Below are 13,178 nucleotides of genomic sequence, written 5' to 3' on the forward strand. Positions count from 1 at the left end.
AAATCCCTCGAGGACCGAGCGCCGGCCGAGGTGCTTCGAAAGAAATCACTTATTCAAATAAGATGTGCGAATAGCTTTGGCGCGCCGCATGTCGCGCTTGGAGGTGACGCCGACCGATGCTGCGCCGCCGATGGCCATCCAACGCGCAGGTCAAATGATGAAGCGGCGAATCACCGAATTCGCGTCAGCGTGACCGGGCAAACAGGCTGTCCTGCGCCATCTTCTGGCCACTGAGGAAAATCGCGCTCCTGCGAGAGCGCATGTTCAAGATATTCATTAGCTATGGCCTCTATGAGCTCTACGTGCCGCCCTGCATCAATATTTGGCAACTGGCTGATTGCGAGATCGTGTTTGCGCGCAAAACGAATTGCGCAGCGATATCCGTCGATATCTTCCAAAATCGGTCGAGCGGCAGGGTAGTTCCAGAGTTCCGCCAACTCCTCCAACAACGAGGGGCGATCTTCCCGGATGGCAAACATTTCCGCAACGCGTTGCTTGGCTCGGGTGAGAAAGGCGTCCGAATCCCCAAGACGTAGCCGCTTGACATGCCATTGAAAACCCGATCTCCAAAACGGACTTTTAGCCATGCAATTGAGAAGCGAAATCGACCCGCCCTCGAGAATAAGACCCTCTTCGGACTTCCGCCAATCCACTTCGAATATGAGTCGACGATGGGCACTCTCAGCGTCAAGGATGCCCTCGGTGAGGGGGCGGGAATCCAAATATATTCTCCGCGTTGATTGCAATTCCGATTCCAAAGGTCTTCCGCTACCTGTCGCGATTTGAGGACAGCATTGCACACGATCAAGGGCAACCACCGGCCACCCGGTTTCTTGTGCGATTTGGATCGCCATGTCCGTTTTGCCGCTGCAAGTCGGTCCGTAGATGAGATGGAGTAACATGTGCGCCTCATATAAATTTAATGGGATATCCCATCTGTTCCAAACCAGATTTTTCAATTCGGATTATGATGTTTTACTGCATGATTTTTACCAGCTTTACGCAATCTGCTGAACTAATATCGCGCTACATTTGTAATCGTACATTTTTGACGTTGCCGGCTCATTCGGCCATGAGAGTTTCCATCCCGTTGTCCTCCTGAACAATTGAGGAGTTTGGCCCCGACACCTGCTTATGGTGAATGCAGCGGACCCCGTTAACGCAACGTCGAAAAGCGGATAGGCGATTTGAGTAGGGAAGCCACATCGGCCGCGCGGTATGCTCCGTCAGCACCTGACAGTTCGTGTTGCAGCTTTGCTTGGTCACTGAAACGAAAAATGCCGCTGAAGAATATTTAACGGATATGCACACGAAAAAGCCGGTTGGGTCTCATATGCGCTGACGTCCTGGCTTCGTTTCGAAGCCGACAGCCTCTAAGGTGGTACGAACACAGACCTAATATCCGCTAGTGTCCGCGGCAGCCGCCACGGCAGTTCTCGCTGCGCATAGCATAGCAACTTGCCCTGTCGACGCATGATCAGCCATATTGTTAATGTCGACGATTTCATTTTTCTCGGTGCAAACGGCGACATCCCGACCATATCGATCCTACCAGCCACCGCGCGGAGTCAAAGAACACCTCGGCAACCGGAAACATCCATTGGAATGCCGAGGCTGTGTTTCATTTGAAACACACTGAGTCGACGTTTGTTGCTTCAAACCCATTTACAAACCCTACTGTGCGGCCTAAGGGCCACCGGGGTGGGACTGAGCGCTGGTACGAGGACGTAAGTGCGGATGAATGGAAGGTATTCACCGTCTCGGCAAGATTTCAAGACAGGCGCCAAGCCTTGGTCTATCCTGGCCTTGGTAGTTGCTGCAATGATTTTTGCCTTGATGGCGATTACGTCTTGGCAGGACAATGAAACCAATCGGGCGATCCTGACCCAATTGCGAGCTATTAACATCGACAGTGCTTCGCTGCAGCGGGATGTACTCCGCGCGGAAGCGGGTGTGGTGGCGAACTACCGGCCCATTATCTCCAGGTTGGGAGCTTTGCGGAAGAACCTGGAAAATTTGAAGCGACTATTTAAACAATCTCATCTTGTGATCGGCAATGATTTCTCTCAACTGCTCGACAAGCTAAAGGTGTCCGTGGATACGACCGACGCGGCCGTTGCAGCCTTCGGAGCGCAAAACGTGCTCCTGCAAGATTCGCTTGCCAGCTTCACTCGCGCGCTTAGTATTCTTCCCAAAATGTCGTCGACGGATCAGACGGTCGAAAATTCGAACGAATTGGGCAGCCTGATGCTGCAGTTTGTGCGTCAGCCAAGCCCAACACTCTCGTTGGAGATCAGTCACGAACTCGACATGCTCCAAAAAGCTAGCGGTGGGGCTGAAGTTCCTATCCGTATACTTGCACGCGAGGGTCGCGTCATCTTGTCGCTTTTGCCCCGTGTGAACGATGCCGTAAACATGATTCAGACCTCCGACACCGCTGAAATTGCCGAAAGATTGGAGCGCAAGTGTTTGGAGGCCTATAGCTTGCAAAGCGTGAGGGAGCAGCGGGCACGGATCTTCTTGGGTTCCGTTTCGGTGGGCCTTTGCATCTACATCATCTCACTGGTCTATAGGCTGCGTCGGAAAACGGCTTGGTTAACGCGGCGTTTGGATTACGAAGAGGTAATCAAAGAGATTGGGGTTTGTTTCGAGGGGCGAGGGGCCACAGCGTCGTCCCTCAATTCGTCCGCGCAAGCTGCGCTTGGAATTATTCAACGCTTCTTTAATGCGGAATCGTGTGCACTAGCATTGGTGGACCATGGTGACAGGTGGGCTGTCGAAAGTTTCGCTGCGAAGCTGCCTGAGCCCGTCTGGGAGGACCTCGCGCTACGCGAGATGGTTTCTCTTGCCAGAGCGGATGAGCGTGCGTCAGTATTCCGCATCATGTCGACGCGAAAGGTCAGCTGCCTTCCTCCGGAGACTCCGGGCGTTTCTATGCTGCTGGCACACAAATCTACGGATCAACTGATAGCGATTTGTTCCCTCGGTTACCAGGGCTATCGTCTGAAATCTTGTCCAGGCGAAGTTCAGCTTCTTGAACTCGCCACCGCCTGCCTCTGCCACTATATCGATGTTCGGCGTAAGCAGACCGAATGCGATATTCTGGAGAGGCGATTAGAGCATGCGGAACGTCTTCAGGCAGTTGGTACACTTGCTGGTGGAATAGCGCATGAGTTCAACAACATTTTGGGAGCAATCCTCGGGTACGCTGAAATGGCGCAAAACATGCTGCGTCGGTCATCTGTCACCCGAAGACACATTGACCAAATTATTTCGTCGGGTGACAGAGCCAGGCTCATTATCGATCAGATCTTGACTCTAAGTCGAAAACTAGAACGCGTGACAAAGCCGTTCAGTGTCTCCGAACTCGTAATGGAAATTGCTCCCTTATTGCGTGTTGCATTGCAGCGCAACATCGAGCTGAAGTTCAAGTTTGACGACAAGAAGAGCGTAGTCGAAGGAAGCCCGCTAGAGGTTCAGCAGATGCTGATGAATCTTTGCAAGAACGCTTCCCAGGCGTTTACCGCCGATGGTCAAATCGACATCATCGTTAGCCGAATTTTTGTATCTCGACAGAAAGTACTGGCGCATGGTGTTATGCCAGCTGGCGACTATGTTCTTCTTTCTGTCAGCGACGACGGTGAAGGCATTGCCGAAACTGTGCTCCCCCACATTTTTGAGCCTTTCTTTACAACACGCTCTTGCAGCGGCGGCACGGGTCTAGGTCTTGCTGCCGTGCACGGTCATGTCAGCGCGCTTGCAGGATATATTGACGTTACTTCAGCCGTAGGGCGAGGGACGCGCTTCGACATTTATCTACCTCCTTCCTCGAAGAAGCCCGTCAGCCCGGACGCGTTTTTTGGGCCCTGTAAAACACCGCGAGGCAACGGAGAAATTGTGGCATTGATTGAGCCAGATCCTGTCTTGCGGGAGGTGTACGAAGACAAGATCGCCGCTCTGGGCTATGAGCCGGTGGGCTTTAAGACATGTGCAGACCTTTGCAATTGGATATCAAAAGGCAAGCAAGCCGATCTGGTTCTAGTTGACCAATCGTCTCTTCCCGAGAATCAGAGTGCTACTGCTTTGCACGCAGCCTTCAAGACGGCGTCCATCATCATTGGAGGAAGTGATCTTAAAATGTCACTTTCCAGCGATGACATGACGTCCGCGCTTTTTCTGCCCAAACCTATATCCTCCAGGACGATGGCCTACGCGATTCGTACCAAGATCAAAGCCTAGAGTTGAGGATGTTTTTCAGGAGACTCGACCAGGGTAATCAGCACGTCTGTTCGGCGCGCCTATAGCTATGGTTTCTCGCAATCGCTTTGGGCAGTCGGTTGTGGCGGTGCGTCTTCTGAGACCCGAAGGTTGGCGATTATCTGCTGGAGGTCTTCGATACCGTCTTCGAAGAACAAGACATATGTTCGCTGAGCTCGGACATAGGATAGTCGGCATAGGCGGATACCCTCGCCACGCAAATGGCGCGATCGACACCCTGATCGGAGCCTGCGAAGTGCCACAGTTTATTGAAACCATCCCCCGTTCATTCCGCCCTGGAATTTCACTTCGACGGCATTCTAGATCCTCGCCGTTGTCTTAGAGAGCCATCTTTCGTCGCCGCACCCTTAAGTGCATGGAAAGCCGTTTTCGCTTCAAATGAAATCGAAAAGAAGAAAACAAAAATCCTAGAGTAACCGACCCTCCCGATAATCGTGAACATCAGATGACAGCATTTCTTCCGACCGAAGTGGCTGTGTTGGTTATGAGCTTGGGGAGATGGGGAATGTTGAAGGCAACAGGGCCGCTGTCGATTATCTTACTGGCCTCCACGTGCCCGTCGAGCGGTGCTGCCCCACTTTCATTTGCTGAGTTCAATAATTTTGCACGCGAATGCGCTCCATCCGTTGCTCCATCTACGCTTGCAGCGATCGCTCAGGTCGAAAGTCGCTTTGATCCGCTTGCTGTGCATGACAATACCACCGGCGAAACGCTTCACTGGCAGAACCAGGCTCAAGCAACGCAAGTCGTGATGGACCGTCTCGAAGCACGGCATTCGCTGGATGTTGGGCTCATGCAGATCAATTCCCGGAATTTTTCCGTGCTCGGTCTGACACCTGACGGAGCCCTTCAACCTTGCACGTCATTATCTGTCGCCGCAAACTTGCTTGGGAGCCGCTACGCTGGCGGCAACACGGCTGACGACGAGCAATTGTCGCTTCGTCGGGCAATCTCCGCCTATAACACCGGTGATTTTACGCACGGCTTCGCGAACGGCTACGTGCGAAAAGTTGAAACGGCCGCTCAACAGCTCGTCCCCCCGTTAACCGCGCGTCCAAAAGATGATCGTGAGAAGCCGGGATCCGAGGAAACATGGGATGTTTGGGGGGCATATAAGCGTCGTTCCCCGGAGGGCGGATCTGGCGGATCATCCGGTCCGCCTCCGCCGCCAGACGAGGACAACCGCAAATCCGAAGACGACGATCAACTCTTGTTCGACTTAAATCAAGGAGGTCCGCAATAATGCGATGCTTTGAAAGATACCGTGTACATCTGAATCGCCTCTCGCTCTCGAACGCGGTGATGCGCATGGTATCCGGCTATGCGCCGAGCGTGGTCGGTGCAATGGGGTGGAGCATTTTCTCCTCTGGGCCGGCCGCGGCCCAATCTGCAGGTGGCGGCACTGACCCAGCCACAATGGTTAACAACATATGCACGTTTATCCTTGGTCCGTTCGGCCAGTCACTCGCTGTTCTTGGCATCGTGGCCATCGGAATCTCCTGGATGTTCGGTCGCGCTTCACTCGGTCTCGTTGCCGGCGTCGTCGGCGGCATTGTCATCATGTTTGGAGCCAGCTTCCTGGGCAAAACGCTGACTGGAGGTGGCTAATGAATGATCGTCTGGAAGAAGCAACCCTTTACTTGGCGGCGACACGGCCCGCATTGTTTCTTGGCGTGCCGCTGACGTTGGCGGGGCTACTCGTGATGTTTGCCGGCTTTGTCATCGTCATCGTTCAGAACCCGCTGTACGAAGTCGTTCTCGTGCCCTTGTGGTTCGGAGCGCGGCTTGTGGTGGAACGAGACTATAACGCGGCCAGCGTCGTTCTTCTTTTTTTGCAGACGGCGGGAAGGAGCGTTGATGGTCTGATTTGGGGCGGCGCAAGCGTTAGCCCAAATCCAATCAAGGTTCCCGCGCGAGGGAGAGGAATGGCGTAATGCTCGGAGCAAGTGGCACAACCGAAAGGTCTGGCGAGGTCTATCTACCCTACGTCGGGCACCTCAGCGACCAGATTGTCCTTCTAGAAGATGGATCGATCATGACGATGGCGCACGTAAGTGGCATGGCCTTCGAACTCGAAGATGCCGAAATGCGCAATGCACGTTGCCGTGCATTTAATACGCTCTTGCGCAATATCGCTGATGATCATGTGTCAATATATGCTCACCTCGTACGTCATGACGATGTGCCGCCGTCACCCGCGCGACATTTCCGCAGCGCTTTTTCCGCCAGTCTGAGCGAAGCTTTTGAGGAGCGCGTTCTCTCCGGCAAACTCCTTCGCAATGACCACTTCCTTACGCTGATCGTGTCTCCCCGGGCCGCGCTTGGCAAAGTGAGGAGAAGGTTCACCAAACGCTACAGACAAAAAGAAAACGATCTCACAGCTCAAACCAGGAACCTGGAAGATCTCTGGCATCTTGTCGCTGGCGCTCTCGAAGCGTACGGCCTGCGTCGTCTTGGTATTCGTGAGAAGCAAGATGTGCTTTTTACGGAGGTTGGAGAAGCTCTGCGGCTGATAATGACTGGTCGATTCACGCCGGTTCCCGTCGTTAGCGGTTCGCTCGGCGCCTCGATCTATACCGACCGAGTTATTTGCGGCAAGCGGGGACTCGAGATCCGAACACCAAAAGATAGTTATGTGGGATCTATTTACTCGTTTCGCGAATACCCCGCAACGACGCGACCGGGTATGCTCAACGTGCTACTGTCTCTCGATTTTCCGCTTGTTCTGACGCAGAGCTTCTCGTTTCTGACTCGCTCGCAAGCCCACTCGAAGCTCAGCCTCAAGTCCAGCCAAATGTTGAGTTCTGGCGACAAAGCCGTCACCCAAATCAGCAGATTATCCGAGGCGGAGGACGCACTAGCGAGCAACGAATTCGTTATGGGGGCGCATCATTTGAGTCTTTGCATATATGCAAATGATCTCAATAGTCTTGCAGATAGAGGTGCCCGCGCCCGGACGCGATTGGCGGATGCGGGAGCTGTTGTTGTCCAAGAGGGCATCGGCATGGAGGCGGCTTATTGGTCGCAGCTGCCAGGCAACTATAAGTGGCGCACGCGTCCGGGAGCGATCACATCGCGCAACTTCGCTGGTTTAGTCTCATTCGAGAATTTTCCCGAGGGATCCGGCTCAGGTCACTGGGGCAACGCGATTGCGCGCTTTCGTACCAATGGTGGAACCCCTTTCGACTACATCCCGCACGAGCACGATGTCGGCATGACGGCGATATTCGGTCCCATCGGGAGGGGTAAAACGACGCTCATGACCTTTATCCTCGCGATGCTCGAGCAGAGCATGGTCGACCGCGCGGGTGCGGTTGTCCTCTTCGACAAGGACCGCGGCAGTGAGCTGCTGGTTCGCGCCACCGGGGGAACATATTTGGCGCTCCGTAGAGGAGCGCCGAGCGGATTGGCGCCATTGCGTGGCCTGGAAAATACAGCGGCTTCACATGATTTTCTGCGCGAATGGATCGTGGCGCTCATTGAGAGCGATGGCCGTGGAGGAATATCCCCCGAGGAAAATCGCCGTCTGGTGCGGGGTATCCATCGGCAGCTCTCGTTTGATCCCCACATGCGCTCAATCGCGGGGTTACGCGAATTTTTGTTGCATGGACCCGCCGAAGGGGCGGGAGCGAGACTCCAACGCTGGTGCCGTGGCAATGCACTAGGCTGGGCGTTCGACGGCGAGCTCGACGAAGTAAAGTTGGATCCTTCGATTACTGGTTTCGACATGACGCATCTTCTCGAATATGAGGAAGTATGCGCTGCCGCCGCAGCATATCTTCTGCACCGCATTGGAGCCATGGTTGACGGCCGTCGGTTTGTGATGAGTTGCGATGAGTTTCGCGCCTATTTGCTAAATCCTAAATTTGCGGCGGTCGTCGACAAGTTCCTGCTTACTGTCCGCAAAAACAATGGGATGCTGATACTGGCAACGCAGCAACCTGAGCATGTCCTGGAATCGCAGCTAGGCGCCAGTCTCGTCGCGCAATGTATGACGAAGATTTTCTATCCTTCACCCACGGCAGATCGATCGGCTTACATCGATGGACTGAAATGTACTGAAAAGGAATTTCAGGCGATCCGTGAAGACATGGCAGTAGGTAGCCGGAAGTTTCTGCTTAAACGAGAAAGCGGAAGCGTCGTCTGCGAATTCGATCTGCGGGAAATGCGCGAATATGTCGCCGTACTTTCGGGGCGCGCCAACACGGTGCGCTTCGCGGATCAGCTTCGCAAAGTACAGGGGGACAACCCATCAGCCTGGCTCAGCGAATTTATGGCTCGTTACCACGAGGCAAAAGATTGATCAAAGGTGGGGAACTATGAAGATCATGCAACTTGTTGCTGCGGCCATGGCCGTCAGCCTTCTTTCGGTCGGGCCCGCGCGGGCGCAGTTCGTTGTCAGCGATCCGGCGACGGAAGCTGAGACGCTGGCGACGGCGCTCGAGACTGCGGCAAATCTCGAACAGACCATAACGATGGTGGCGATGTTAACCTCGGCTTATGGCGTCACCGGCCTACTAACTTCGCTCAACCAAAAAAATCAGTATCCCTCGACCAGGGACTTGGACACGGAAATGTTTTCGCCGCGAATGCCAATGTCGACCACGGCACGTGCGATCACCACCGATACAGATCGCGCCGTAGTTGGTGGCGACGCTGAAGCGGATCTGTTGCGATCGCAGATCACCGGTTCCGCAAATAGCGCGGGCATTGCGGCTGACAACCTGGAGACGATGGACAAACGCTTAACAGCGAATGCCGAGACCTCGACACAGCTTTCTCGCTCTCGCAATATCATGCAGGCAACCGTTACCAACGGTTTGCTTCTCAAGCAGATCCATGACGCAATGATTCAAAATGTACAGGCGACCAGCTTGTTAACGATGACCACCGCGCAGGCTGGCCTTCATGAGGCGGAAGAGGCGGCCGCTCAACGTAAGGAGCATCAAAAGACTGCGGTCATCTTTGGGGCCGTCCCCTGAGACTGGGCGACTTATTCGTGCCGCCCATCTGCACATTTCAGGATGCGAGTTCATTGTATCCGACATTCTGCGACAAGCCAGTCAAGGTCAGGTCCAAACGATGAATTTCACGATCCCGGCGCCGTTTACGGCCATTCATACGATCTTCGATCTAGCCTTTACGACAAGCCTGGACACAATGCTTGGGACGATCCAAGAGGCGGTGAGCGCGCCATTGGTCGCCTGCGTCACTCTTTGGATTATCGTTCAGGGTATTCTGGTCATGCGTGGCGAAATCGACACGCGCGGCGGTATCACTCGGGTGATCACGGTCACCGTCGTTGTTGCCCTTGTCGTCGGGCAGGCCAACTACCACGACTATGTGGTTTCAGTCTTTGAAGAGACGATTCCAAACTTTATTCAGCAGTTTAGTGGCAGCGGCCTGCCTCTGCAGACCATTCCCGCTCAGCTCGATACAATGTTCGCCCTAACCCAGGCTGCATTTCAGAGAATTGCATCTGAAATCGGCCCGATGAATGACCAGGACATCCTTGCTTTCCAGGGGGCTCAGTGGGTCTTTTATGGCACGCTCTGGTCTGCCTTCGGAATCTACGACGCCGTCGGAATTCTCACGAAAGTGCTTCTGGCGATCGGCCCTTTGATCCTCACGGGATATATCTTTGATCGCACGCGCGACATCGCGGCAAAGTGGATCGGGCAACTTATCACCTATGGTCTCCTACTTCTCCTGCTAAACCTCGTGGCGACAATAGTCATCCTAACCGAAGCGACTGCACTCACGCTTATGCTTGGTGTAATCACCCTTGCCGGTACGACCGCGGCCAAGATCATTGGTCTTTACGAACTCGACATGTTCTTTCTGACTGGTGACGCACTCATTGTCGCTTTGCCGGCAATCGCCGGCAACATCGGAGGCAGTTATTGGAGCGGCGCGACCCAATCTGCCAACAGCTTGTACCGTCGCTTCGCTCAGGTCGAGCGTCGTTAGGTCCCGCAAAAAATTCACGTCGGTGGAGAACTCTATGAAATATTGCCTGCTGTGCCTGGCTCTCGCTTTAGGCGGCTGCCAGACAAACGATAAATTGGCGAGCTGCAAAGGCCCAATATTCCCGCTGAATGTGGGGCGATGGCAGCCTACGCCGTCAGATCTTCAGCTCAGCAACGTAGGTGGTCGCCATGAAGGGGTCTGAATACGCCTTGCTAGTAGCGCGGGAAACCCTGGCTGAGCACTACAAGGAAGTGGAAGCTTTCCAAACTGCGCGTGCGAAATCAGCGCGGCGCCTCTCCAAGGTCATTGCAGCTGTCGCAACCATCGCGGTTTTGGGGAATGTTGCGCAAGCCTTCACAATTGCCACCATGGTGCCGCTGATCAGGCTTGTGCCGGTATATCTATGGATACGGCCGGATGGCACCGTTGACAGCGAGGTGTCCGTCTCCCGATTGCCTGCAACTCAAGAGGAGGCCGTCGTTAACGCCTCACTGTGGGAGTATGTTCGGCTGCGCGAGAGCTATGATGCCGATACCGCCCAGTACGCCTATGACCTGGTCTCGAACTTCAGCGCCCCAATGGTGCGCCAAAATTATCAGCAATTCTTCAATTATCCCAATCCAACTTCGCCTCAAGTCATCCTCGGCAAACACGGCAGGCTAGAGGTCGAACACATCGCTTCGAATGATGTTACTCCGGGTGTGCAGCAAATTCGCTATAAGCGAACCCTCATCGTTGACGGCAAAATGCCGATGGCGAGCACTTGGACTGCTACGGTTCGTTATGAAAAGGTGACCAGCTTGCCCGGCAGATTGAGACTGACCAACCCGGGAGGCTTGGTTGTCACCTCCTACCAGACATCGGAAGATACCGTTTCGAACGCAGGCCACAGCGAACCATGACGAAAAAAGCATTTCTCACTCTGGCATGTTTACTTTTTGCGGCGATTGGCGCGAGGGCTGAAGACACGCCAACGGCGGGCAGACTTGATCCGCGCATGCGTTATCTCGCTTACAATCCCGATCAAGTGGTGCGCCTTTCAACGGCGGTTGGAGCCACTTTGGTTGTTACTTTCGGGGCTAACGAAACGGTGACAGCTGTTGCCGTTTCCAATAGCAAAGATCTCGCGGCCCTTCCACGCGGAAATTATCTTTTCTTCAAGGCTAGCAAGGTTCTCCCACCCCAGCCAGTGGTCGTGCTAACTGCGAGTGACGCCGGTATGCGACGCTACGTTTTCAGCATCTCTTCCAAGACGCTGCCGCACCTCGATAAAGAGCAGGCCGATCTCTACTATAGCGTACAATTCGCTTACCCTGCCGATGACGCAGCGGCTCGCCAGAAGGCGGCACAAGAGAAGGCTGTTGCAGACCGTATACGTGCGGAAGCGCAATATCAACAGAGAGCAGAGGGTTTATTGGAGCAGCCTGCCACGACCGTTGGTGCCGAGGACAAGAATTGGCACTATGTCGCTCAGGGCGATCGTTCGCTGTTGCCGCTCGAAGTCTTCGATGATGGATTTACGACGGTATTTCACTTCCCAGGTAATGTACGCATACCCTCCATCTACACGATAAATCCGGATGGAAAGGAAGCTGTCGCTAACTATTCAGTCAAAGGGAGCTATGTCGAGATTTCTTCGGTTTCCCGTGGTTGGCGTCTGAGGGATGGCCACACGGTATTATGCATTTGGAATACCGCCTACGATCCCGTCGGCCGCAGGCCGGAGACGGGCACTGTGAGGCCCGATGTGAAGCGCGTCCTAAAGGAGGTGAGAGGGTGAACGACGACAATCAGCAATCGGCGCATGATGTCGATGCGTCGGGGTCCCTGGTCTCCGACACACATCACCGGCGCCTTTCGGGGGCTCAAAAGTTGATCGTAGGAGGTGTAGTTCTCGCGCTATCACTTAGCCTCATTTGGCTTGGCGGGCGTGAAAAGAAGGAAAACGGGGACGCACCCCCGTCAACCATGATCGCCACGAACACCAAGCCATTTCATCCGGCTCCGATTGACGTTACACTTGATCCTCCGGCTGCCCAGGAAGCTGTTCAGCCGACTGCTCCTCCGCCAGCACGAAGTGAGCCGGAACGGCATGAGCCGCGGCCGGAAGAAACACCGATTTTTGCGTACACCAGTGGTGATCAAGGGACCAGCAAGCGCGTTCAACAAGGCGAAACGGACCGAAGACGCGAAGGCAATGGGGAAGACAGTCCTTTGCCGAAGGTCGAAGTGTCCGCCGAGAATGATCTCTCGATACGCATGAAGCCCACCGAGCTGCAGCCCACCAGGGCTACGCTCTTGCCTCATCCCGACTTCATGGTGACGGAGGGGACGATTATTCCATGTATCTTGCAAACGGCAATCGACACCAGTCTGGCAGGCTATGTAAAATGCGTGTTACCCTGGGATGTTCGTGGAACAACGAACAACGTTGTGCTTCTTGATCGCGGCACCACCGTTGTTGGCGAGATCCAGCGCGGTTTGCAACAGGGAGATACGCGTGTTTTTGTGCTCTGGGATCGGGCGGAGACACCCGACCATGCCATGATTTCGCTTGCGTCACCAAGCGCTGACGAACTCGGTCGCTCGGGATTGCCGGGCACCGTCGACAATCACTTCTGGCAGCGCTTTAGCGGGGCCATGCTCTTGAGTGTCGTCCAAGGTGCCTTCCAGGCAGCGAGCACCTACGCTGGCAGCTCGGGTGGAGGGACGAGCTTCAACAGCGTCCAGAATAACGGTGAACAAACGGCAGACACAGCCCTCAAGGCCACGATCAACATACCGCCAACCCTGAAGAAGAATCAGGGCGACACGGTCTCCATTTTTGTCGCACGGGATCTCGATTTCTCAGGCATATACCAGCTTCGTATGGCTGGTCGCGCGGCGCGGGGGCGGGATCGCCGTCCATAACGAATTCAACTTATCACTTA

At 54.5% G+C, this 13,178-nt stretch carries 12 protein-coding genes; 11 read left to right on the forward strand and 1 reads right to left on the reverse strand.

Going from position 1 to position 13,178, the window contains the following annotated elements; translation table 11 throughout:
- Positions 1 to 170 precede the first annotated feature (170 nt).
- Positions 171 to 902, reverse strand: coding sequence for a (dimethylallyl)adenosine tRNA methylthiotransferase (gene tzs, locus ACQZ45_RS23135; protein ID WP_010974913.1), 732 nt, complete (start codon positions 900 to 902; stop codon positions 171 to 173).
- An 835-nt stretch (positions 903 to 1,737) separates the two neighbouring features.
- Here tzs and virA point away from each other — a divergent pair.
- The 11 genes from virA to virB10 all read left to right on the forward strand — a co-directional run bounded on the left by virA (position 1,738) and on the right by virB10 (position 13,158).
- Positions 1,738 to 4,239, forward strand: coding sequence for a two-component system sensor kinase VirA (gene virA, locus ACQZ45_RS23140; protein ID WP_045231713.1), 2,502 nt, complete (start codon positions 1,738 to 1,740; stop codon positions 4,237 to 4,239).
- Positions 4,240 to 4,783: 544 nt separating this feature from the next.
- Positions 4,784 to 5,521: a type IV secretion system lytic transglycosylase VirB1 gene (locus ACQZ45_RS23145; protein ID WP_045231712.1), complete on the forward strand. Its 738-nt coding sequence runs from the start codon at positions 4,784 to 4,786 to the stop codon at positions 5,519 to 5,521.
- Positions 5,521 to 5,886 (forward strand): pilin major subunit VirB2, encoded by a 366-nt coding sequence (gene virB2, locus ACQZ45_RS23150; protein ID WP_010891502.1) that lies wholly within the window; start codon positions 5,521 to 5,523, stop codon positions 5,884 to 5,886. The genes ACQZ45_RS23145 and virB2 overlap by 1 nt, the downstream gene beginning before the upstream one ends.
- A complete protein-coding gene (locus tag ACQZ45_RS23155) occupies positions 5,886 to 6,212 on the forward strand; it encodes a type IV secretion system protein VirB3 (protein WP_010891501.1) in 327 nt (108 codons plus the stop codon). The genes virB2 and ACQZ45_RS23155 overlap by 1 nt, the downstream gene beginning before the upstream one ends.
- Positions 6,212 to 8,581, forward strand: a complete 2,370-nt coding sequence (gene virB4, locus ACQZ45_RS23160; protein WP_045231711.1) for a type IV secretion/conjugal transfer ATPase VirB4 — start codon at positions 6,212 to 6,214, stop codon at positions 8,579 to 8,581. Before ACQZ45_RS23155 ends, virB4 begins: the two co-directional genes overlap by 1 nt.
- Positions 8,582 to 8,597: 16 nt before the next feature.
- Positions 8,598 to 9,260, forward strand: a complete 663-nt coding sequence (gene virB5, locus ACQZ45_RS23165; RefSeq protein ID WP_010891499.1) for a pilin minor subunit VirB5 — start codon at positions 8,598 to 8,600, stop codon at positions 9,258 to 9,260.
- A 100-nt stretch (positions 9,261 to 9,360) separates the two neighbouring features.
- On the forward strand, positions 9,361 to 10,248 hold the full coding sequence (locus tag ACQZ45_RS23170) for a type IV secretion system protein (protein ID WP_010891498.1): 888 nt from the start codon (positions 9,361 to 9,363) through the stop codon (positions 10,246 to 10,248).
- A 34-nt stretch (positions 10,249 to 10,282) separates the two neighbouring features.
- Positions 10,283 to 10,450 carry a type IV secretion system lipoprotein VirB7 gene (locus ACQZ45_RS23175; RefSeq protein ID WP_010891497.1) on the forward strand — a complete coding sequence of 56 codons (168 nt, stop codon included), beginning with the start codon at positions 10,283 to 10,285 and terminating at the stop codon, positions 10,448 to 10,450.
- On the forward strand, positions 10,437 to 11,150 hold the full coding sequence (locus ACQZ45_RS23180; RefSeq protein ID WP_010891496.1) for a type IV secretion system protein VirB8: 714 nt from the start codon (positions 10,437 to 10,439) through the stop codon (positions 11,148 to 11,150). Before ACQZ45_RS23175 ends, ACQZ45_RS23180 begins: the two co-directional genes overlap by 14 nt.
- Positions 11,147 to 12,028: a P-type conjugative transfer protein VirB9 gene (virB9, locus tag ACQZ45_RS23185; RefSeq protein WP_010891495.1), complete on the forward strand. Its 882-nt coding sequence runs from the start codon at positions 11,147 to 11,149 to the stop codon at positions 12,026 to 12,028. Before ACQZ45_RS23180 ends, virB9 begins: the two co-directional genes overlap by 4 nt.
- A complete protein-coding gene (virB10, locus tag ACQZ45_RS23190) occupies positions 12,025 to 13,158 on the forward strand; it encodes a type IV secretion system protein VirB10 (RefSeq protein WP_045231710.1) in 1,134 nt (377 codons plus the stop codon). Before virB9 ends, virB10 begins: the two co-directional genes overlap by 4 nt.
- The last annotated feature ends 20 nt before the right edge of the window (positions 13,159 to 13,178 follow it).

The organism is Agrobacterium sp. 16-2014-1-2a, from assembly GCF_053522705.1.